The organism is Methylobacterium sp. D53M (assembly GCF_053345625.1).
The window spans coordinates 93414-111367 of record NZ_JBKFAL010000018.1; the positions used below are offsets into that span (position 1 = coordinate 93414).

Below are 17954 nucleotides of genomic sequence, written 5' to 3' on the forward strand. Positions count from 1 at the left end.
TCGGACGAGCGATGACCCAGATCCTTAATCTCCCGCAGATCGACGGGTCGCGCACGTCGTTCACGATCACGAAGAACAGCGTGTTCACATTTGGGATCGCGTTCCCGTATCCGGCGGGGCCGCAGGTGCCGCTAGTTGCCGCCTGCGCGATGACGGCAGGTAGCGCCATTTTGGCCGGCTTGAGCACGCAGACGGTCGCGAGCCTCGTCACGGGCCAGCCCGTGGCCGGCTACGGCGTGCCGGCCGGGGCGACGATCTCTGGGATCCCATCGTCGACGTCGGTGCAGATTTCAGCGCCAGCGACCCAGTCGGGCGCGCTGGTCGGCGTGACGTTCCAGCCACTGCCATTGGACATCACCGGCATCGCCTTCCTGATGCAGATCTTGCGTGCCCCGCGTGACAGTTCTGGCTCCGGCAACGTTCTGCTTGAGGCATCGACCGCCAACGGTCGCTTGATCAATGGCGGCACGAGCGGCGTCCTATCCGGAAGCGTCGGCCAAGACGCGGTCGCGAAGCTTCCGCTCTCCGCCGCGCCGAGTTTCGTCACCGACATCGTTGCCACGGCCAGCGACGGCGGCCCGATCAACCTGATGGCCGCCAGTGGCCCTGCCTCCGTCGTCGTGCTGCCTGGGATCTCGCTGCCATGATGACGTCCCTCGCGTTTCTGGGGCAGTCGGCCGTTCCTGTCGCGGCTCCCACGCAGATCAACCCCGCAGGGGCGCCCGGTCCGGTCGGGCAGCCCGGCACGCCGGGTGCCGCGGGCGCGCCGGGGCGAGACGGCATCACGCCGGACGTCTCGGGGAAGCTCGATAAGAACGGTGGCGACGCCTCACTGCTCAGCATCCTGCTGGCAGGAACGGCAGTTCCGAAGCAACTGGCGGACGCTATCGCACCGGTGCTCTCGCTCGTCGGGATCACCCGCGCCGACATCCCGAACACCACGATCTTCGTCACGTCCTTCCGCGTGGCCGGCTACAAGACCGCGGGGGATTACGGGGCGGGCGCCCACTTCATCCGCGCGGCCAACGGCTCCGGACCCGGAGCCGTCCAGGACAAGGCCGGGAACTGGTTTCAGTTCGACCTGTCGAGCGGCGAGATCGACGCCGGTTGGTGCGGCGTCGTCCCGAACGTCGCGACGGACGGGATCTCACTGATCGATCCGGCGCGGCCCGGCGCGTTCGTGGCCGGCAACCGGTCCACGTACAACCCGGTGCATCCGGGTGTGATCAACTCGAATGCCCTGGACCTCGCGTTCTCGCTGACGCCGATCGGCGGGACCCTGATCCTGCCCCTGGGCGACATCCCGAACGTGGGGTGGACGGTCGGCGACGGGACCAACACCACGCTCTCGACCAAGAGCTGCTTCACGATCCGGTCCAAGGGCGGACGCGGCGGGGTCAGCGCAGGGCTGTTCGGGACGCCCCGGGTCGGCACCCGCCTGCTGTACACCGGTCCGCAGGGGCAGAACCACGTCACGGTGCGCGGCCCGCTGCACTCCTCCGACATCCTCATGGGGGTACTCGTCGACGGCAACGACCTCGCCAACGTCAACGTCGACATCATCCACACCTACGACTGCCGGTACGGCTACAAGCCGATCCGGAGCCGGTCCAAGAGCACGTTCCTGCGCTGCATCGACGGCCCGCTGTTCAGCGGCCTGACGCAGGGCTGCATGGACAACAATTTCTACGGCTTCGAGGCCATCGGACACACGCTGAGCAGCGCGTGCGCCGTGCATCTGCGCGGCGGCGAGGCCAACAACGTCGGCTGCTCTCGCAACAACTTCTGGGGCGGGCGCTTCGAGATCGGCGGTGATCCGAATTGGGGCGCGATCGTCCTGGAGTTCGCGGACAACAACCGCTTCCACAACGTCTTCTGTCATGACGGCGCCAACCCGAACACGGGCGGCAAGTCGATCTGGTACGTCCAGTGTACGACGAACCCGATCTTCCCCTGTGACAACTTCTTCTCGGGCGCCTTCATCCACGGCGATGGCGGCGTGCCGGGCACGCAGGGCAACGTCTACTCGGAATACGCCGTCTCCGATGGCGAGCCGCTGCCGATCGGCGGCCCGTACATCACCTCGACCGGGTTGGTCGGGAACATCCGCCGCGTCTACGTCGACGGCAGCAACAGCGTCAGCCAGCCTGCGTTCACGTCGGCCGCCCATCAGGGCTCGGGCCTGTGGTTCCCTGCCGATGGCGGCGTCGGCCTGGCGGTCAACGGCGCAGTCGGGATCCAAGTCGACGCCTCGGCGCGGCTCGGCGTGGGCATGGCGCCGGTCGCGGGCTATGGGGCGGCGATCGCCGGCGACGTCGCCCTCGCGGGCGGCTCCCGGACGATCATGGCGACCTCGGGGAGCTTCCTCCAGGTCCAGGCGCCGACCACGGTCTATCTGACAACGGCGAGCGTGCAGCGCCTCACGGCCGATGCCTCTGGCATCACCGTGGCCGGGGCGGGATCGTTCACCGGGCCGGTGAAAGTCGGGGTCTACACGGTCGCCACGCTGCCGACGCCCGGCACATCGGGCCGCATCGCGAAAACAAGCAACGGCTGCGCGCTGAAGTCGGGCGGCACCGTCGAGACCTCCGGCTCCGGCACGGGCTGCGTCGTCGAAGACAGCGGCTCCGCGTGGCGCATCATCGGCACCAACATCACCGTCTCGGCCTGAGGGCACCATGGCGCGCGCGATCCACATCGAGGAGTTCCTGTGGCGGGGTCGCCCGGCCGGGAGCGACCAGCCCGCAGCGTGGCATATCCGGTTGATGGCCACCGGTGGTGTCGACGACTTCAATGCGCCGATCCCGGCCGTCGTAAGCGACCCGATGACGCCGGAGCAGGCAGCGGCGGCGGGCTTCCCGCTACCGGTCATCCTCGCCGCCATCAACACCGAGGCGCTGGCGCAGGTCGCGAACCTGCAGGGTGCGTTAGCCGCCTTGCAGAAGACGCTGGACGATGAGCGGGCGGCCAGCGCCGCGCAGGTCATGGCCCTGCAGGGCCAAGCCGAGGCCGCAGAGAAGGCGCGCGAGCAGCTTGCGGCTTCGACCGCAGCCGTGATCGCGGACCTGAACGCTCGGCTCGACGAACTTCGGGATCGCCCCGCCATAGCTGCCTGATCCGCGGACAGCCGGCGCACGCCGCCCCCACCCTGCCATCCCGCCCGAACGAGGTCTCCATTCATGGCCACCACGGTCATCGACACCGCGGGCTGGCTGGTCGTCGTGCCGCTCAAGCCCGCGCTGAACTTGGCCGGCTCCCATCTCACCACGACAGTCGCCGACCGGTTCGGTGGCGCAGTGGTAGCGCTCGACAGTACGGTTGTGGTCCCTGGCTACGGTGGCGCACGCCAGATCGACTGGACCGCCGACGCTAACGGCCTCTCCGACCGCCTCGTACTTACCATCACGCGGGCGATGCGAGGCGATTGGCTCGCTGCCGCGACAAACGGCCTGCCTACACCCGTCACCCTGTACGCCGACGTCAAGCGGACGGTCGCGGGCTCGACCCGCGATCCTGAGACGTTGGGCCGGACGAGCTTCGCGGTCATCCCCGCCACGGACTCGCCGGCCGTAGCAGCGGCTCGAGGTAGCTTTCAGGCGGTACTCGGGTCCGCCTCGCAAATCCTGCCGGTCGCCGGGTCCGCGCTGGTGGTGGGACCTCAGGGACCGGGCTTCCCGCTCCCGGCCTTCGATCCGATCGCCGACGAGGGCAAGACCTTCGGCATGCGCGTCGTGAACGGCGCCCTCGTCTGGGTGGTGCTGGGCGGCGCCGGCGCGACCGTCGTGGCGCTGTCCGGGGCGATCCCGGGAAGCGGTCTCATCGGCGGCAATCTCAGCCGGATCGCGGCCGCGGCGCTGGCTGGGTCGCTCCCCGGGCTCGGCGGCCCGACCGGTGGTCTCACGATCGTCAACGCCGGCGTCGCCGCCTTGGCGGGTGCACTAGCCGGCGGTGGCGGCCCGACCGGCGCCCTCGGCGTCGTCGGCCCAGTGGCGTTGTCCGGCGCGGTCGCGGCGGGCGCAGGCCCCGTCGGCTCGCTCGGGCTCGCCCGCGCGCTCGCTGGCGCACTCGGTGCCGACGGGCTCGCCCCCGGCGCCCTTACCGTGGCGATCCCGCTCGTGGGCGCGCTGCAGGGCAGCGGCGGCCCCGGCGGGGCGCTTGCGGTCGCGATACCGCTCACGGGCGGCCTGCCGGGCGGCGGCGGGCCCACCGGCGTCCTGAGCATGGGCACCGCGCTCACGGGCGCGGTGCCGGGCTCGGGCGCGCTCGCGGGAGCCCTGTCCGTCGCCGTGGCGATGGCCGGCGCGCTGCCGTCCGCGGCCGGCCCGGCCGGTGCGCTGACAGTCCTCGCCGCGACTGTCCTCGCCGGCGCCATCCCGGCGCCGCTGGGCCCGCGCGGCGCACTGACGGTCGCGCCCGGCCTCGTGAACGCGCGCAAGGGCCGCCTGATGGCCGCGCTCGCCGCCTGATCCCCTTCGACCCGATCCCCCTCAGGAGACCACGACCATGTCCGGCAATTCGACCTATGCCGCCCAGGCGTACCTCAACTGGCTGCGCGGCACCGCCATGCCGACGGCCCCAGCGACCCTCTACTTCGCCCTGTTCAACGGCGACCCGACCGACGCCGGCACCGGCGGCACCGAGGTGACCACGAGCGTGCGCGCCGCCGGCCGCGTCGCGGGCACGTACGGCGCCCCCTCCGGCAAGAGCATGACCAACGGCAGCGCGGTCAGCTTCGGCAACGCGGCCAACGCGGTCGCGAATGTCACGCACTTCGCGGTCTTCGACGCGGCGACCGGCGGCAACATGCTCGGCTCCAACAGTCTCGGCTCCGGCGCCGGCGCGATCTCGTCCGGCGCCGCCGTCTCCTTCGCCGCGGGCGCGCTGACCTGGAACGCGTGATCGGCCGCCCGCCGACCGCCCGCCGCAGCCCCGACTGATCGCCGAACCCCCGAGAGACTGACCCATGGCCGGCCAGACCAGCATCACCGTCCAGTCCGATGCCTCGGGCTCGGCGATCAATACCCTGCCGGCCTGCGGTCAGGACGCGCCGGCCGGCTCGCTGCCGGTCGTGCTGGACACGAGCGTCGAGACCGCCGTCGGGACCGCCGGCACCCGCGCCATCACGGTGCAGGGCGCGGCCGGCGGCGTGCCTCAGCCGGTCGACACGGTCGTGCGCGGCACGGCCACCAGCCGCAGCGGTACGATCGCGGCCGGCGGCACCGCGCAGCAGCTCATGGCGGCCAACACGAGCCGGCGCGGCTTCGTCGTCCAGAACCAGTCGACCGGCGACCTGTACGTGAACGGCCTCGGAACCGCGACCGCCGATCAGAACAGCCTCAAGATCGCGGCGGGTGACTTCTACGAAACCTCCGTGCAGCACGTCGGCACCGGTGCGGTCTCGATCATCGGCGCCACGACCGGCCAGGCTTTCTACGCGCGGGAGTACTGAGCATGCCGCTCAAGCGCGCTTTCGCCGGCATCGCGTCGGTGACCGCTGCGGCGGTTGCCGGGCAGACCACGATCACCGGCCTCGTGCCCGCCGGCTCGACCGCGACCGCCTACAAGAACGGGTCGGCCGCCGGCGCCGCCACCGTCTCGGCGCTCGGTGTTGCGAGCTACACCTTCTCGGCGGCGCTCGCCGGCGGAGACAAGGTCTACTTCGCCTGGAGCCTCACCGGGCAGACCCCGCTTTTCACGGTTGCCGGCACGGCCAAGACCGTCACCGGGATCCTGGGCAGCGGCGACAGCATCACCCGCGGCTATGGGCTGCCCGCGCCGACCACCGACAACTGGCTGGCGCAGCTCGCCGCGCTCGCGGGCCTGCCGTTCTACAACGACGGCGTCGACGGCAAGAAGCTGCAGGCGATCGACGCGGACTGGGCGACCTCGGGCAACGCGGGCCGCTACAGCGCGGCGAGCCTGAACACCTACGTGCAGATGGGCGGCTGCAACGACCTGCGCGCGGGCGCGCTCGCCACCGATCTCCAGACCTACATCCAGAGCGTCATCGGCAAGGCGAAGTCGGCCGGTTACACGACCTGGGTCTGCACCATCCTGCCCGAGACGGGCTATGCCGGGTGGGGGAGTTCGGCCGAAACCCAGCGCACGAACTACAACACGTGGCTGCGCAACAACTACGCCTCGTTCGCGGACGGCCTCATCGACTGGGCGACCGCCTCGCAGATGCAGGACACGTCCAGCACGGTCTACTATCAGGACAGCCTGCATCCGACGAAGGCCGGCGCCGCGGTCCTCGCCCAGTTCGCGCAGACCGCGATGGCGCTGCCCTCCGCCTCCAACACCAAGGCGCTCGGCGGCGCGATCAGCGGGGTTGGCAATCTCACCGGTGCACTGACCTCGACCGTCGCCGCGGGCGCGCTCGCCGGCGCGATCGGGGCGGGCCCGGCGCTCACCGGCGCCCTGACTGTCACGGCGGCCGCGTCCGGGGCCACGGTCCAGTGGAACGCCAGCGACAAGAACGCCGCCGTGACCAGGACTTCGGCGACCCGCGTCGATCGCGCCTCGACCGCGGGCGGCACCTGGGCGTCGATCCGCTCGGACACGTCCAAGAGCTCGGGCGTGCGCTACGTCGAGTTCACGGTCAACGTCTCATCGTCCGACGGACTGATCCTCGGGTTCGCCAATGCGACCGAAGCCCTCACCAACTATATGGGCCAGTCAGGGAACTCGACCGGCGTGTGGTCGAGCGGTTCGACGATGATCGGCCCGACCTTCAACACGAATTTCGGCACCTGGGCGGCCGGAGACGTGATCTGCCTGCTCTTGGACTTCGGAGCCAAGACGTTCTCAGTCAAGCGGAACGCCAGTGCCTGGGCTACGCCGCAGAACGTCGCGAGCCTCGTCGGCACCGGAGCGTTGTTCGTTGGCGCAACGATGAAGAGCAACGCCGAACTGCCGGCGGTGACGGCCAATTTCGGCGATCAGGCCTTCGTCTACACGCCGCCGACGGGCGCCGTCGCCTGGAACGCGTAGCCGACCTCTGAGCCCTGACCGTTCCCGAAATCTTCGGGAACGGTGGCGGCCCGCCGCTCTCCGTCCTTCCGGGTCGGAGCCGCCCCGCACGCGGGGATCGGTGGGGAAGCGGCGGGCCGCGCCCGTCCTAGCACATCACCGGAGACCACCATGATCCTCCAGCGCCTCGCGCTGCGGGCGGCGATCGCCTGCGCGCTGCTGCTCGTGCCCGGCCACGCCCAGGCCTGGGAGGGCCGTGTGTCCTGGTACGGCTCCGAGCACGGCCAAACGAAGAACGACGTCGCCTGCGGTCGCCAAAAGGTTGGACACCTCGCCGGTCGCTTCCGGCCCGAGGGCATGACGGCGGCGCATTGGACGCTGCCGTGCGGAACCCGGGTGCGCGTGACCGACATCGCCACTGGGCGGAGCGTCGAGGTGACCGTCAACGACCGCGGGCCGCACCCGCGCTTGCGTCGCACGCTGGATCTCGCGCGAGGCGCGGCCGAGCGGCTCGGGATCATCGGTCGTGGCGTGATCCACGCGCGGCTCGCGATTATCGGCCACCCGGTGGCGGGTCGGCTGCAGTTCGCGGCGTCACGCTGATGCAGGCCCGGATCTGGGCGGCGCTGCTGGCCATCCTTGTGTCCGCCGCGCCGGCCGCGGCCGCCGCCCGGCCGTGCATCCCGCACCTGCCGGCTCGGCCCAGCGCGGCGAGCTTCCTGGCCGCGGCGCCGATCGCGCCGAATGGCCTGCTCATCCGCGACGGTGAACGCCTGCGCACCCTTGAGCTCGACGAACTCGCACCGCTGCGCCTGCGCCTCTCCATTCCCTTCTGATCAGGGAGCTCACCATGGCTTCGTCTGACGGTGCGGGCATTCTCGCTCGTCTCGGCACGCGCTTCCGCCTGCACGATAATTGGCGCCAGCTCGTGCGGCACGCGTGGTCCGTGCGCTTCGCCTGCGCCGCGACCCTCTGCGAAAGCGTCGCGCTGTTCTGCCAATTCTTCACCGACGCTGAGCACGGACGCCTCGCCTTCGCGCTCGTCGGCCTCGTCTGCACCGCGCTCGCCGGCCTCGCTCGGCTGATGCCGCAGGCTGCCATCGCCCCCGCCGCCGACCCCGCAGGAGACGCCTGATGCCGTTCGCGCTGTTCCGCCGCGCCGCGCCCGCCGTTGCCGCCGCCCTGCCGAAGTCGGGCAAGGGCCGCCTCGTGGCCGGCTCCGCACTCGCCGCGCTCGCCTGCACGACCATCACGGGCTTCGAGGGGCTGCGCACCACGGCCTACCGCGACGTGGTCGGGATCCCGACCGTGTGCGTCGGGGAGACCAAGGGCGTCCGCATGGGGATGACCTTCACCAAGCCTCAGTGCGAGGCGATGCTGCTCAAGCGGCTGACTGAAGACTTCGCGCCGGCGGTCGAGCGCTGCGCCCGCCAGCCGATGGGCGACGACCTCTACGCCGCTCACCTCTCGCTGGCCTACAACATCGGCACCGGCGCCTACTGCAAGTCGAGCGTCGTGCGCCTGTGGAATGCGGGCGAGCGCCGGGCGAGCTGCAACGCCTTCATGATGTGGGACAAGGCCGGCGGTCGCGTGATCGCCGGGCTGGTCAAGCGGCGCGAGGCCGAGCGCGCCCTCTGCCTTAAGGGGATCTGATCATGACCGCTTTCCTGTTCCAGGCGTGGGCGGCGTTCTCGCCGCTCGCGTCCATCGTCGGGGTGTGCGGCATCGCCTGCATCGTCGTCGCCTTCGCCGGCGCGATGTTCGTACCCGAGCGGCTGAAGATGCCGCTGATCGGTGTCGGGGCACTCCTCATCGTCGGCGCCTCGCTCTGGCAGGCGGCCGAGGCCAAGGGGGCGCACGATGCCTTCAAGGTGGTCGCCGCAACCAATGTGAAGGCCGAGCGCGAGCGCGCCGCGAAGGCTGAGGCCCTGACCAAGGCTCTGGCCGAACAGGCCACGCGCGATCTGGCCGACGCACAAGCCGACAACGCCAAACTGAAGGATCTGACCGATGCGCTCTCCCGTGATCCGCGCGGGGCTCGCCCTGCCGTTCCTCACGATCTCGCTCGCCGCCTGCGTTCACTCTGACCCGGTCCCGGCGCTCGACGTGCGCGCGCCGACCGAGATCCGCGTGACGCTGCCAGAGCCGCCCGCAGACGTGGCCACGTGCCTGAAGCGGTCGTTTCCGGAGATCCCCGACCGTGATCTGACCACGGCCGACGTCGTGCGCATCATCGGGCGTGCCAAAGTTCTGGATCGCGCCAAGACGGCCTGCGGGCTCCGCGCACTCGCTTGGATCGACGCCGTGCGCCGCGACTTCGCCAAGCCCTGACCGTGCCCCTGCGCTCGCCGGCCGCCCGAGGCCTATCGGTGACGCATCCTCTCTCGTCGGCGCCAGCTTCAAGCGCCCCGGCGCGCCCGCCGTTGCGGGCTGCGCCAGGATCCAAGTCCATGGACCTGCTCAAGGAGATGGGGTTCGGCAACCTCATCACGCTGATCCTCGCCTTCCTGGGCGGGTTCGCGAGCTACATCGGCCTGAAGGGTCGCGTCAGCGACGCGGAGAAACAGGTCGCGGAAGCCAAACGAAGGACCGAGGACACCGAGAAGGCCCTGACCGAGTTCAAGCTCGAGGCCGCCCGCGACTATGTTCGGATGACCACGCTACGTGAGCTGAAAGACGACCTCACCAAGGAGATCAAGGAAGTCGAGCACGTGGTGCGCAACTACGTGCTGGGGCTCAAGCGGAGCGGAGGGGCGGGATGATGCCCACCGTGCTCTCGCGCCTGTTCTGGCGGGCATACTGGCCGGTGACAGCCTTCTACGGCCTCACGTTGCTGTGTGTCGCAGCTGGCCCGCACGTGCATGGCCACCTGTTCCCGGTCCATGTCGACATGGCCGTGCGCGATGTCGTCCGGACGCACGACAGCCTCTGTTGGGACTACACCAGCACGAAGGTGAAGGAGGCGGCGACCGACGATCTCGACGTCTTCCTGTACGTCGAGGGGCGCGGGCGCCTCGTGGTCTCGCCCTACGGGTACGTCGACGGCCTGCCCTGGCAGACGGCTGCCGCCCCAAAGATGGGCCCGTACCGCAAGCGGTGGTGCGTCGACCTGGCGGAGCGCCTGCCGGACACGGTGTCAGTGCGGTTCGAACTGACCGCCTACTATGCCGGGCCCTTTGGCCTGTGGCGCGTGCCGCTGCATTGGCCGCCGGTCACGGCACCGGGCCTGCCGTAGGCACTGAGCCCGATCCCGCACTTCCTGCCGGATCGGAGGGATGCCCAGACGAGATTGCGGGAACGCTCCGCGACCGTCCTTTCTGCGCGATGTGCCCCCAGGCCCGCGCTTCAGCACGAGATCCCCCATGCACGCTGCCCGCAAGGCGGTCGCTGGCCTCGATGAGGCGCGCCGCGAGGTCGAGACCGTCACCCAGTGTATTCGGGAGGGCCGCCCGGCCCGCCCCGTCCCGGGTGATACCGCCAATCCCGGTGCCGTGCGCGTGGCGGCCGGCCGCCTTGGCGTTGACCGTCGCTCGCTCGCCGACCGGATCGGAACGCCGGAGCAGCCCGGCTCGCATTTCCGGCGCTTCGGTCTCCAGCCCGACTGGGCGGCCGGCGATAAGATCGCGGCCGAGCGCGGCGAGGCGGGCTTCGAGCCGGTGCTGGCCGGCTTCGCGGTCAAGCGCACGACGACGCGCTTCGACAAGGGCGGGGCTGTCTCGGCCCAGTACGTCACCCAGACGAAAGCGCCGGGACCAAAGGGCGAGATCCCGGCCGGCCACGTCGTGAAGGGTGTCAGCCAGTTGCGGGATGCGGAGGGCCGCGTCGCATTCGAGTGGGTGAAGACCCGTGAGGCCGGCTGCGACCCGACCCTCCTCGCCCAGTCCCTTCGCGAGGCCATGCTCGATGCCCGTGGCTCGGCCGGCATCGCCCTGCCGGAGGCGGACCGCGACGAGGATCTGCTCACGGTCTATGTCGTCAGCGACCTCCACCTAGGCATGATGGCGCACGGGGCCGAGTGCGGCGAGGACTACGACCTGCGCATCGCCTCGGAGATGATCCGGCGGGAGGTCGGGCGCCTGATGATGATGGCGCCTCCGTCCAAGAACGCGGTGCTGCTCTTCCTCGGCGATTTCTTCCACCAGAACGACCAGAAGAACGCCACGCCGCGCAGCGGCCACGCGCTCGACGTCGACGGCCGCTGGCGCAAGGTCTACGGCGTCGGGGCCCGGGTGGCGATCGGGCTGTCCCGGGCCGTGGCCGAGCGTCACGAGAACGTCGAGGTCGCCTTCCTGCCGGGGAACCACGACGAGGATGCCGCCCTCACGCTGGCGGTGGCGCTGGAGCTGCACTTCGAGGAGCATCCGCGGATCAAGGTCGCGCCTGGCGCCGGGATCCACTGGTTCCGCCGCTTCGGCCGCTGCCTGTTAGGCGCCTCTCACGGCCACACCATGAAGCCCGACCGCATGGCGATGATGCTGGCCACCGACCGGGCCCGGGACTGGGGCGAGACCGATCATCGGCACTTCTTCTTCGGCCACATCCACCACGAGACCGCCAAGGAAGTCGGCCCCGTTCGGGTGGAGAGCTTCACGTCGCCGGCGGCCAAGGACGCCTATGCGGCGGCCGGCGGATATCGCTCCGGTCGAGCGGTCAACGCGGTGACCTTCCATCGGGAGGACGGCGAGGTGTGCCGGCATCGCGTGAACATCCGCGCCCCGCAGCAGATCGAGATGAAGGTGGCAGCGTGAGCGTGACCGTCGAGAACCCGAAGCGGGCCCACGGGCTGAAGAAGCTGCCGATGGAGCTGATCCCGATCGTCGCCCTCGTCCAGGAGGCGGCGGTCTATGGCCTCGGCGCGGACTGTCCGGCGAAGGCCTACGGCCGCTTCAACTGGCGATCCGCGCCGATCGACTCGGACACCTATCACGGCGCGATCGACCGCCACATGAGGCTCTGGCTCGCGGGCGAGGACGTCGATCCCGAGAGCGGGGTCAGCCACCTCGCCCACATCCGGGCGTGCTGCGGGATCCTGCTCGACGCGATCGACGCCGGGACCTTCATCGACACTCGACGGAAGTCTCCCGAGACCGTCCGGATCCTGCGCGCGTACGACGCGGCGTCGTTTCCCGTCGTGAATTCGCGCCCCGCTTGATCGGCTTGGCCGCGACTGCCGCGACGGTCTCCGGCGCATCCTGGGGTATGAGCCGGACCTCGAGGCGCGCGCCTGTCGCGGCCGCGAACTTCTCGATGGAGACGGTCGAGGGGCGCTCGCCGCCCCTCTCCCATCGGGAAACCCCGGCCTGGGACGTGCCCATGGCCTTCGCGACATCGCCTTGAGAGAGGCCGGACCGGGCGCGCGCCCCCGCTGCGAATATCCGTCGTTGTGAATAGACAGGCCCGACCATGCCGCCCGGCATGGTCGGGCCATTTTGCGTTGCGCTCCTGGCCGATCACCCGGCCGGAGACCGCGATCCCGTTCACGATCACCGAGCCGGGATAGCTGTAACCGCCTCTCACAATCTTCTCTCTGCCCAACCGCCCGGCACCGGCCGCGGCGGTTTTTTCGTGCCCAGTCCCGAACCTACGCTATGCCAGTCCGGCAGCCTCTCGCAGATGGTTCAGCGCCCGGACGTAGCCGACGCGCGCTGGCCGGCGGCTAGCCAAGCAGCCTCGGACCAGACCGGCGAGCTTTCGTGGCCCCTCTCCGGCCGGGTAGAGGTGATCCGGATCCCCGAAGTCCTCCCAGGCGAAGGCGGGGTCGGCGAAGGCCTCGACGAGCGCAACCCGGCCCCGGGCGCACAGAGCACGGAGCTTGTCGAACAGTGGCGCGCCGTGCGGCAGCGCAGCTAGGTAGTCCGAGCGCATGGGCGGGACGACGACCACGACCTCGTCCCCTCGGCGCTTCGCGAGGGCGATGATGGCCGCGAGATGCGGGAGCTGGTCGGCCCGCTGGTGCTGAGCCTCGCTCATGGCGACGTGCCGCGAGACGCGGCGTGCCAGCGCATCGGGGGCTTCCGAGAAGAAGTCGCGGGCGTTCGATCGGATGAAGCCACGGTCGAGCACGGCCGGCGGCGCTAGGGACTGATGCGGCCAGCGGGCGTTCAGGTCTATCGACCAGAGCAGGTCGTCCTGATCCTCATCCCACCGAACACCGAACGCCCGGCGCAGGAAGACGCATCGCGCGTGATCCGAGCTGCGGGAGCAGTCGAAGCCGTAGGAAAACAGCGAGTAAAAAACGATGACGCGGCGCAATCGACGGCTCCGACGCGCCGCCCACGCATACATCGACGCGCTCTGCCGAATGTCCTGACTGGCTGTGCAGAGGTTGAAGCTTCCGTCGAGGTGATCGGGATCGAAGCCGTACTCGCCGTGGGACGATCCGACGATGACCGTGTCGATCTCGTCGCGGCTGTCCATGAAGGCATCCCGCTTCGCCTCCAGATTGGCGAAATAGGCCTCCGGGTCGAACGGAAGGTTCAAAGGCGGTCTGGCGTGCTGCGGCATGGCCGGTCCCGGGAAGCCCATGCCGGGCCGGAAACCTCAACCATATCCAGAGGTGCCTTCCGGATCTATAACATAGGTTGTGCCCGCTGTCGCTGTCGTTCTACCCGCCCGCCCGGCTTGCCGTTGCGGGTTTCTTTTTGCCCGGTCCCGACGCGACACAGCGGCCGAGCTTGGCCGCTACATGCGTTTGTAACTTGCCCCCGGCACAATCAGCGCGATATCATCCACCATGAGCAACGTGATCGAGATGGCAGCCGGGCGCCCCTCACGGTCCTTCAAGATCGTGGTGTTTTTCGAACGCCGCGTCGACGGGGGCGTGCGCGCTTGGTGCGAGGACGTGCCGGGCTTCGTACTGTCTCATCCTGATGCCGACGCGGTGCTGGCCGACGTCCAGCCGGCGCTTGAGGGCATCCTCTCTGCCCAGCTCGGCGAGCAGATCATCACCACTCAGCTCGGCGAATTGCGCCCTGAGCTTGAGCGCTGCGGTGTCGTCGATCCGAAGCCGAGAGACCTTCCTCACCACGTGGAGTACGCCGCGCTCTGCGCCTGACATGATCGAGCCGTTCCTACAGCGACATCAGTGGGAGCGTAAGCTTCGGTCTTGGGGCTGCGAGCCATTGCAGGGACTCGGGCCGCTGAACACGGCCGAGTGGTGGAAGGGGCCCCGTGGCGTCTTCACCGTGCCCGTCGAAGGCGACGGCGTCTGCGACTTCTGGGCGATCCAGCGCCTCGCAGAATGGTACGGCGAGCGCGCCTAGCCTCGCTTGCGCAGCGCGCCCGGCTTGCTGGCGTCGATTTCAATCAAATGCTTCCGCCCGGCTTCGGTGATGAACCACGCATCTACACGGCGGCCCGGACCTGGCGCCGGGCGGGACTCGACGAGCCCGAGTTTGCGTAGGATCGGCATCGCGCTCGGATAGGCCCCACGTCGCAGACCCTGCGGGTAGAGGAGGCAGGCGCGGAGGGCTTCGAGCTGGCGGCCGCGGACCGGCGCGATCGGTTCGGAAGGCATGGCCCTCCGTCTACTGCAGCTTGTCTGTCGTCGAGTCCATGAGGCCGAGGCGCACGGCGAGGGCGAGCAGATCGCTGTCCGTCAGCGTCTTGCCGTCCACGAACCAGAAGGCGTGATCGTCGCCCCACGGCTTCACGTCGTACCCCGCTGCGATCAGGGCGTCGGCGGCTTCGGAGATCGCGTCGTGGTCGTCAGGCATGGGTTGAGGCTACCGCGGGCGGATCGCGCGGGGAAGGGAGGTATCAGTCCCGCTCCTGACGCGCATCTGATTGAATACACTGAGCTTGCACCTTCGCCGCTGCATTGCTGAAATGGATGCACCAGCGATCATAGACGCCGTCTTTCCGGCCGCCTGTATGAAGGAGGCGGCAGCCTCGGCATCGCTCTGGAATTCGGTTCTTTTGCATCTCTCTCCCCTTCTCTCAACCCGCTGCCAGACGGTGATCCTGGGCGGGGTCGCTACAGATCCTCAAGCTTCGTGCGCAGAGCTAGGAGGCGGCCAAACCGCTCTTGCCAGCGTTCAAACCGCCGGTTGTAGGCGCTCCACTTTTCGCCCTTGCGCTTGGCGACCCGCATGGAAAGGATCGGCTGCGGACAAAAGAAGCGGCGGTCCTGCGGGGCTCTCTCAGGCATCCTTCGTCTCCTCTACGGCGGTGAGGACTTGGCGGGTGGAGGCGGGGATCATGCCGACGTCGGTGAACTTCGTGCCGTCCTTAGCGACTAAGGCGAACTCGGCGTGCAGGCCATTCCAGTAGCAAAGGTCGGAAAGGCGGCGTAGGTCGAAGTCCTCCGTTTCGGCGCAGATCATGCGTAGGCCATCTAGGCGAAGCTGCTTTAGACCATCCCATCGGCCGGCGGCTTGCTCCGCGGTCGCCTTGCGCTCCGCCGCGTCCAACAGAGCCGAGAGCACGGTGTCCATCGTCTGCTGACGAACGGCTTGACGCTGAGCCTCCGTCAGCTTCCCGCCCCGTCCCGCTGATGAGGTGGAGGACATGCTACTTACCCTCTTGCGCGCCGCTGATCGCCCCGCCGATGATCCGGCCGGCGAAGCGGCCCGCGCCCTCGGGATCGGCAACGATCCGGTAGATCAGGAAGAACGTGGCGCCCAGGATTGCTAGGTTCAGGGCGAGCACGAAGGCAATCCACAGCCGGAAGCCCAAGGGCGTCTTCATCCGGCTCGGTGCGTGGTATGGTCGAACCATCACCGCTCTCCTTCTGCCTGAGTGAGGGCGGGAGAACACGTTGTGTCGATCGCGGCGCGGAGAGCGGCCCTCATGCGGCTGCGATGGCCGTCCTGTTCGTCGCCGAACATGTCATCCCACCACGGGAAGTAAGCCCGGCAGGCGGCTTCAATCACGGCCGGCGGCGAGTCATAGTAGACGCATCCGCCAACCGTCTTGCCGCGGCCGGGAGGATCATCAGGGATCTCGGAAAGATGCTTGCCCATCCCTCAGCCCTCCTCGGTGGGAGCAGGGGAGGAGAGAGCCGCGTCGATCATCGCCGGCCACACGATTTCGGCGGTTGGGAACGAGCAGACCCTGCGCATGGCGAGGTTGGGTTCGCGCATCGCTGAGATGACGGCGCGGGCCAGATCGCGGTAGATCTCGCGCCAGATCGGCGGCAGCTCCTCCCAGAAGACCGATCGGCCATTTTCCGCCAGATGGGCGACGATGGCCTTCGAGACCCGGTCGACCATCGTCTGTCGCAAGAACTCAGGGACAGGTTTCTCGCTCATCTTCTCCTCCTCATGCGTCCTTGATCGCGAGCCTTGTCTCAGACGAAACCGGCCGTCTCGCGGTGACTACTCCCCGCCGCGCAAGCGGTGTTGCCACCGTCTTGTGCTTTGAGGCTCCTGCAACCAGCGTGTTTAGTCCAACACGGGCTATGTTGAGCGCTGCATTCACGTCGCGGTCATGAACCGCTCCGCAGTCGCTGCACTCCCACTGCCTTATTCCAAGATCTGCGATACCTTTCGGCCGCGACGTGGGCAGCGAGCCGCACGCCGAACAGACTTGGGAACTGTAGGCCTCTGAGACTTCAACGAACCTGCCGCCTCGCGTAATCGCTTTGTACGACAGCATTGCCTTGAAGCCTGCCCACCCGGCGTCGTAAACCGACTTCGCCATGGTGGTCTTGGCCAGCTTAGACGGGCTCACATCACCGACGATGATGGTCCCGTATTCTTGCGCCAAAGCCGCGCTGGCCTTGTGCAGGAAATCTTTGCGCCGGTTGCGCGCCTTGGCGTGAATGGCCCGTGCTCGCTTGGTCTTCCGAGCCCGCTGCGCCGTCGCCAGCGCTCTCTCGCTCTCGCGATAGAACCGCGGCATCTCGATCTTAGCGCCACTTGAAAGAGTCGCCATCGTATTCAGCCCGAGATCGATCCCGACTGCGTTCTCTGGCCGCGGCTCAGCGCATTCTACCTCAACCGGAACGTTGCAGTACCAATGCCCCTTGGCATCAGCGTTGAAGCTCCCAGCACCGAACCGCATGCCCGGCTTCAGGACGTCACGCAGGTGCATCGCCTCATATCGGACGCCACGGAACACGAAGGCACCGCCGTCAAACAGGACGTGGCTAGTGTTGAAGGGAACCCATCCGAGTGACTTCCGAGATCGCCAGCGTAGCCATGGTTTCTTCTGCGTGTTTCGGGCATCGTCATATGCCTTGCATATACGCTGAATGGTGTGAGAGTTGATGTTCAGTTCTTTGCTAGACCCGGACGTCAGGCGGGCTAAATCTGGGTAGCTAAGCCATCTTCGACGAGCTTGCGCGGCTTTCTTCTGCATTTCATTGGCATAGTTCCAAACCACATTAACCGCGCGAGCCTGACGACGCAGTTCCGTCGAATGCTTGTCGCGCAGCCGTACCTTGATCGTGACCATAACGGTCTGGGTGGACTTGCCGCCGTCCACTGCCAGAGGGCTCGCGGCCATCACTGGTCTCCTTGGGACGGGGCTTCGGAAAGGGCGGAACGGGCAGCATCTTCCATCCGCTCAGCGCGCGTCTCTGCCGGCCATGCCGCGCGGTTGCGAAGGACGACCTCACGAAGGACGCTCTCCAGCCCCTCCACGCGGGCGAGGGCGATATCGCGGGCGCCCTCAGCAGTAGCCGCGCGAACGAGAGCATCGGCCCCCTTTCGGACCATGTCTGAAAGCTTGATCGTCTCGCGAGCCTCGTCCTCAATCCAGGCTTGGATAGCCCCAACGGCCTCAACAGCTCCAAGGGCGGGCGAGAGGTTCATCATCGTCAGAGTCGCCTCAACGATGCTGTGCCAACCAGCCGCCCATCGTTCTGCTTCCTCTCGGCGAGCCTCTGCTTCTCTCAGCCGGGAGAGGATCGCGGCGGTGAGGGCTTCCCTGGCCTGTGCGACTTCCAGCGCTTCAGGCGCGCAGTACCAGCCGCTGGACTGACGCATCAGATCCTCAATCGCCCTCTCGATCTCCTCCGGGAGTTCCATGCTGGCGGG

At 68.4% G+C, this 17954-nt stretch carries 30 protein-coding genes; 19 read left to right on the forward strand and 11 right to left on the reverse strand.

Going from position 1 to position 17954, the window contains the following annotated elements; genetic code table 11:
• The first annotated feature begins 11 nt into the window (after positions 1 to 11).
• From ACLBYG_RS22500 to ACLBYG_RS22580, 17 genes are all read left to right on the forward strand, one after another.
• Entirely contained in the window at positions 12 to 647 is a 636-nt protein-coding gene (locus ACLBYG_RS22500) for a hypothetical protein (protein ID WP_447682961.1), read from the forward strand.
• A 248-nt stretch (positions 648 to 895) separates the two neighbouring features.
• The gene (locus ACLBYG_RS22505; protein WP_447682962.1) at positions 896 to 2671 is read left to right on the forward strand and encodes a hypothetical protein; all 1776 of its coding nucleotides are present in this window, start codon (positions 896 to 898) and stop codon (positions 2669 to 2671) included.
• A gap of 7 nt (positions 2672 to 2678) precedes the next feature.
• Complete coding sequence (locus tag ACLBYG_RS22510; protein WP_447682963.1) at positions 2679 to 3116, forward strand: hypothetical protein; 438 nt, start codon at positions 2679 to 2681, stop codon at positions 3114 to 3116.
• Positions 3117 to 3179: 63 nt separating this feature from the next.
• On the forward strand, positions 3180 to 4466 hold the full coding sequence (locus ACLBYG_RS22515; protein ID WP_447682964.1) for a hypothetical protein: 1287 nt from the start codon (positions 3180 to 3182) through the stop codon (positions 4464 to 4466).
• Between the two features lie 37 nt (positions 4467 to 4503).
• Complete coding sequence (locus ACLBYG_RS22520) at positions 4504 to 4899, forward strand: phage tail fiber protein (protein ID WP_447682965.1); 396 nt, start codon at positions 4504 to 4506, stop codon at positions 4897 to 4899.
• Positions 4900 to 4963: 64 nt separating this feature from the next.
• Positions 4964 to 5449, forward strand: a complete 486-nt coding sequence (locus ACLBYG_RS22525; RefSeq protein WP_447682966.1) for a hypothetical protein — start codon at positions 4964 to 4966, stop codon at positions 5447 to 5449.
• A gap of 2 nt (positions 5450 to 5451) precedes the next feature.
• A complete protein-coding gene (locus ACLBYG_RS22530; protein WP_447682967.1) occupies positions 5452 to 6993 on the forward strand; it encodes a GDSL-type esterase/lipase family protein in 1542 nt (513 codons plus the stop codon).
• Positions 6994 to 7143: 150 nt separating this feature from the next.
• Positions 7144 to 7575 (forward strand): septal ring lytic transglycosylase RlpA family protein, encoded by a 432-nt coding sequence (locus ACLBYG_RS22535; RefSeq protein WP_447682968.1) that lies wholly within the window; start codon positions 7144 to 7146, stop codon positions 7573 to 7575.
• Positions 7575 to 7808, forward strand: coding sequence for a hypothetical protein (locus ACLBYG_RS22540; RefSeq protein ID WP_447682969.1), 234 nt, complete (start codon positions 7575 to 7577; stop codon positions 7806 to 7808). The genes ACLBYG_RS22535 and ACLBYG_RS22540 overlap by 1 nt, the downstream gene beginning before the upstream one ends.
• Positions 7809 to 7822: 14 nt before the next feature.
• The gene (locus ACLBYG_RS22545; RefSeq protein WP_447682970.1) at positions 7823 to 8107 is read left to right on the forward strand and encodes a DUF7940 domain-containing protein; all 285 of its coding nucleotides are present in this window, start codon (positions 7823 to 7825) and stop codon (positions 8105 to 8107) included.
• Complete coding sequence (locus ACLBYG_RS22550) at positions 8107 to 8625, forward strand: lysozyme (RefSeq protein WP_447682971.1); 519 nt, start codon at positions 8107 to 8109, stop codon at positions 8623 to 8625. The genes ACLBYG_RS22545 and ACLBYG_RS22550 overlap by 1 nt, the downstream gene beginning before the upstream one ends.
• 2 nt (positions 8626 to 8627) lie before the next feature.
• Entirely contained in the window at positions 8628 to 9059 is a 432-nt protein-coding gene (locus ACLBYG_RS22555) for a hypothetical protein (protein WP_447682972.1), read from the forward strand.
• 19 nt (positions 9060 to 9078) lie between these two features.
• Positions 9079 to 9303: a hypothetical protein gene (locus tag ACLBYG_RS22560; protein ID WP_447682973.1), complete on the forward strand. Its 225-nt coding sequence runs from the start codon at positions 9079 to 9081 to the stop codon at positions 9301 to 9303.
• 119 nt (positions 9304 to 9422) lie between these two features.
• Positions 9423 to 9734, forward strand: coding sequence for a hypothetical protein (locus ACLBYG_RS22565; protein WP_447682974.1), 312 nt, complete (start codon positions 9423 to 9425; stop codon positions 9732 to 9734).
• Entirely contained in the window at positions 9731 to 10207 is a 477-nt protein-coding gene (locus tag ACLBYG_RS22570) for a hypothetical protein (protein WP_447682975.1), read from the forward strand. The genes ACLBYG_RS22565 and ACLBYG_RS22570 overlap by 4 nt, the downstream gene beginning before the upstream one ends.
• Before the next feature lie 127 nt (positions 10208 to 10334).
• Positions 10335 to 11720: a metallophosphoesterase gene (locus ACLBYG_RS22575; protein WP_447682976.1), complete on the forward strand. Its 1386-nt coding sequence runs from the start codon at positions 10335 to 10337 to the stop codon at positions 11718 to 11720.
• Entirely contained in the window at positions 11717 to 12124 is a 408-nt protein-coding gene (locus ACLBYG_RS22580; protein WP_447682977.1) for a dATP/dGTP diphosphohydrolase domain-containing protein, read from the forward strand. The genes ACLBYG_RS22575 and ACLBYG_RS22580 overlap by 4 nt, the downstream gene beginning before the upstream one ends.
• Here the strand turns inward: ACLBYG_RS22580 and ACLBYG_RS22585 are convergent.
• Both ACLBYG_RS22585 and ACLBYG_RS22590 read right to left on the reverse strand, forming a co-directional pair.
• Positions 12030 to 12389, reverse strand: a complete 360-nt coding sequence (locus tag ACLBYG_RS22585) for a helix-turn-helix domain-containing protein (RefSeq protein WP_447682978.1) — start codon at positions 12387 to 12389, stop codon at positions 12030 to 12032. The genes ACLBYG_RS22580 and ACLBYG_RS22585 overlap by 95 nt on opposite strands.
• Before the next feature lie 169 nt (positions 12390 to 12558).
• Positions 12559 to 13476 (reverse strand): hypothetical protein, encoded by a 918-nt coding sequence (locus tag ACLBYG_RS22590; protein WP_447682979.1) that lies wholly within the window; start codon positions 13474 to 13476, stop codon positions 12559 to 12561.
• Between the two features lie 229 nt (positions 13477 to 13705).
• On the opposite strand from ACLBYG_RS22590, the gene ACLBYG_RS22595 reads away from it, so the two are divergent.
• Together ACLBYG_RS22595 and ACLBYG_RS22600 are read left to right on the forward strand one after the other, a co-directional pair.
• Positions 13706 to 14026, forward strand: coding sequence for a hypothetical protein (locus tag ACLBYG_RS22595; RefSeq protein WP_447682980.1), 321 nt, complete (start codon positions 13706 to 13708; stop codon positions 14024 to 14026).
• 67 nt (positions 14027 to 14093) lie between these two features.
• The gene (locus ACLBYG_RS22600; protein WP_447682981.1) at positions 14094 to 14234 is read left to right on the forward strand and encodes a hypothetical protein; all 141 of its coding nucleotides are present in this window, start codon (positions 14094 to 14096) and stop codon (positions 14232 to 14234) included.
• Here ACLBYG_RS22600 and ACLBYG_RS22605 read toward each other — a convergent pair.
• The 9 genes from ACLBYG_RS22605 to ACLBYG_RS22645 form a co-directional block, all read right to left on the reverse strand.
• Positions 14231 to 14488 carry a hypothetical protein gene (locus ACLBYG_RS22605; RefSeq protein WP_447682982.1) on the reverse strand — a complete coding sequence of 86 codons (258 nt, stop codon included), beginning with the start codon at positions 14486 to 14488 and terminating at the stop codon, positions 14231 to 14233. The two genes, ACLBYG_RS22600 and ACLBYG_RS22605, sit on opposite strands and share 4 nt — an antisense overlap.
• Positions 14489 to 14498: 10 nt before the next feature.
• The gene (locus tag ACLBYG_RS22610; protein ID WP_447682983.1) at positions 14499 to 14687 is read right to left on the reverse strand and encodes a hypothetical protein; all 189 of its coding nucleotides are present in this window, start codon (positions 14685 to 14687) and stop codon (positions 14499 to 14501) included.
• 260 nt (positions 14688 to 14947) lie between these two features.
• Positions 14948 to 15121: a hypothetical protein gene (locus ACLBYG_RS22615; RefSeq protein ID WP_447682984.1), complete on the reverse strand. Its 174-nt coding sequence runs from the start codon at positions 15119 to 15121 to the stop codon at positions 14948 to 14950.
• Complete coding sequence (locus ACLBYG_RS22620; protein WP_447682985.1) at positions 15114 to 15482, reverse strand: hypothetical protein; 369 nt, start codon at positions 15480 to 15482, stop codon at positions 15114 to 15116. The genes ACLBYG_RS22615 and ACLBYG_RS22620 overlap by 8 nt, the downstream gene beginning before the upstream one ends.
• Before the next feature lies 1 nt (position 15483).
• Positions 15484 to 15660 (reverse strand): hypothetical protein, encoded by a 177-nt coding sequence (locus ACLBYG_RS22625; protein WP_447682986.1) that lies wholly within the window; start codon positions 15658 to 15660, stop codon positions 15484 to 15486.
• 29 nt (positions 15661 to 15689) lie between these two features.
• On the reverse strand, positions 15690 to 15935 hold the full coding sequence (locus tag ACLBYG_RS22630) for a hypothetical protein (protein WP_447682987.1): 246 nt from the start codon (positions 15933 to 15935) through the stop codon (positions 15690 to 15692).
• Positions 15936 to 15938: 3 nt separating this feature from the next.
• Positions 15939 to 16223 carry a hypothetical protein gene (locus ACLBYG_RS22635; protein WP_447682988.1) on the reverse strand — a complete coding sequence of 95 codons (285 nt, stop codon included), beginning with the start codon at positions 16221 to 16223 and terminating at the stop codon, positions 15939 to 15941.
• A 10-nt stretch (positions 16224 to 16233) separates the two neighbouring features.
• Positions 16234 to 17421, reverse strand: coding sequence for an RNA-guided endonuclease InsQ/TnpB family protein (locus ACLBYG_RS22640; protein WP_447682989.1), 1188 nt, complete (start codon positions 17419 to 17421; stop codon positions 16234 to 16236).
• Positions 17421 to 17945, reverse strand: a complete 525-nt coding sequence (locus ACLBYG_RS22645; RefSeq protein WP_447682990.1) for a hypothetical protein — start codon at positions 17943 to 17945, stop codon at positions 17421 to 17423. The genes ACLBYG_RS22640 and ACLBYG_RS22645 overlap by 1 nt, the downstream gene beginning before the upstream one ends.
• Positions 17946 to 17954 lie beyond the last annotated feature (9 nt).

What these genes read in the sequence shown, in the direction of transcription:
- ACLBYG_RS22565 (WP_447682974.1), top strand. Translation starts at nt 9,423, where the DNA reads ATGGACCTGCTCAAGGAGATGGGGTTCGGCAACCTCATCACGCTGATC.
- ACLBYG_RS22615 (WP_447682984.1), bottom strand. Translation starts at nt 15,121, where the DNA reads ATGCCTGAGAGAGCCCCGCAGGACCGCCGCTTCTTTTGTCCGCAGCCG.
- ACLBYG_RS22510 (WP_447682963.1), top strand. Translation starts at nt 2,679, where the DNA reads ATGGCGCGCGCGATCCACATCGAGGAGTTCCTGTGGCGGGGTCGCCCG.
- ACLBYG_RS22635 (WP_447682988.1), bottom strand. Translation starts at nt 16,223, where the DNA reads ATGAGCGAGAAACCTGTCCCTGAGTTCTTGCGACAGACGATGGTCGAC.
- ACLBYG_RS22540 (WP_447682969.1), top strand. Translation starts at nt 7,575, where the DNA reads ATGCAGGCCCGGATCTGGGCGGCGCTGCTGGCCATCCTTGTGTCCGCC.
- ACLBYG_RS22575 (WP_447682976.1), top strand. Translation starts at nt 10,335, where the DNA reads ATGCACGCTGCCCGCAAGGCGGTCGCTGGCCTCGATGAGGCGCGCCGC.
- ACLBYG_RS22585 (WP_447682978.1), bottom strand. Translation starts at nt 12,389, where the DNA reads ATGCCGGGCGGCATGGTCGGGCCTGTCTATTCACAACGACGGATATTC.
- ACLBYG_RS22500 (WP_447682961.1), top strand. Translation starts at nt 12, where the DNA reads ATGACCCAGATCCTTAATCTCCCGCAGATCGACGGGTCGCGCACGTCG.
- ACLBYG_RS22645 (WP_447682990.1), bottom strand. Translation starts at nt 17,945, where the DNA reads ATGGAACTCCCGGAGGAGATCGAGAGGGCGATTGAGGATCTGATGCGT.
- ACLBYG_RS22590 (WP_447682979.1), bottom strand. Translation starts at nt 13,476, where the DNA reads ATGCCGCAGCACGCCAGACCGCCTTTGAACCTTCCGTTCGACCCGGAG.
- ACLBYG_RS22555 (WP_447682972.1), top strand. Translation starts at nt 8,628, where the DNA reads ATGACCGCTTTCCTGTTCCAGGCGTGGGCGGCGTTCTCGCCGCTCGCG.
- ACLBYG_RS22620 (WP_447682985.1), bottom strand. Translation starts at nt 15,482, where the DNA reads ATGTCCTCCACCTCATCAGCGGGACGGGGCGGGAAGCTGACGGAGGCT.
- ACLBYG_RS22520 (WP_447682965.1), top strand. Translation starts at nt 4,504, where the DNA reads ATGTCCGGCAATTCGACCTATGCCGCCCAGGCGTACCTCAACTGGCTG.
- ACLBYG_RS22530 (WP_447682967.1), top strand. Translation starts at nt 5,452, where the DNA reads ATGCCGCTCAAGCGCGCTTTCGCCGGCATCGCGTCGGTGACCGCTGCG.
- ACLBYG_RS22640 (WP_447682989.1), bottom strand. Translation starts at nt 17,421, where the DNA reads ATGGCCGCGAGCCCTCTGGCAGTGGACGGCGGCAAGTCCACCCAGACC.
- ACLBYG_RS22605 (WP_447682982.1), bottom strand. Translation starts at nt 14,488, where the DNA reads ATGCCTTCCGAACCGATCGCGCCGGTCCGCGGCCGCCAGCTCGAAGCC.
- ACLBYG_RS22625 (WP_447682986.1), bottom strand. Translation starts at nt 15,660, where the DNA reads ATGAAGACGCCCTTGGGCTTCCGGCTGTGGATTGCCTTCGTGCTCGCC.
- ACLBYG_RS22550 (WP_447682971.1), top strand. Translation starts at nt 8,107, where the DNA reads ATGCCGTTCGCGCTGTTCCGCCGCGCCGCGCCCGCCGTTGCCGCCGCC.
- ACLBYG_RS22525 (WP_447682966.1), top strand. Translation starts at nt 4,964, where the DNA reads ATGGCCGGCCAGACCAGCATCACCGTCCAGTCCGATGCCTCGGGCTCG.
- ACLBYG_RS22545 (WP_447682970.1), top strand. Translation starts at nt 7,823, where the DNA reads ATGGCTTCGTCTGACGGTGCGGGCATTCTCGCTCGTCTCGGCACGCGC.
- ACLBYG_RS22535 (WP_447682968.1), top strand. Translation starts at nt 7,144, where the DNA reads ATGATCCTCCAGCGCCTCGCGCTGCGGGCGGCGATCGCCTGCGCGCTG.
- ACLBYG_RS22630 (WP_447682987.1), bottom strand. Translation starts at nt 15,935, where the DNA reads ATGGGCAAGCATCTTTCCGAGATCCCTGATGATCCTCCCGGCCGCGGC.
- ACLBYG_RS22515 (WP_447682964.1), top strand. Translation starts at nt 3,180, where the DNA reads ATGGCCACCACGGTCATCGACACCGCGGGCTGGCTGGTCGTCGTGCCG.
- ACLBYG_RS22595 (WP_447682980.1), top strand. Translation starts at nt 13,706, where the DNA reads ATGAGCAACGTGATCGAGATGGCAGCCGGGCGCCCCTCACGGTCCTTC.
- ACLBYG_RS22570 (WP_447682975.1), top strand. Translation starts at nt 9,731, where the DNA reads ATGATGCCCACCGTGCTCTCGCGCCTGTTCTGGCGGGCATACTGGCCG.
- ACLBYG_RS22610 (WP_447682983.1), bottom strand. Translation starts at nt 14,687, where the DNA reads ATGCCTGACGACCACGACGCGATCTCCGAAGCCGCCGACGCCCTGATC.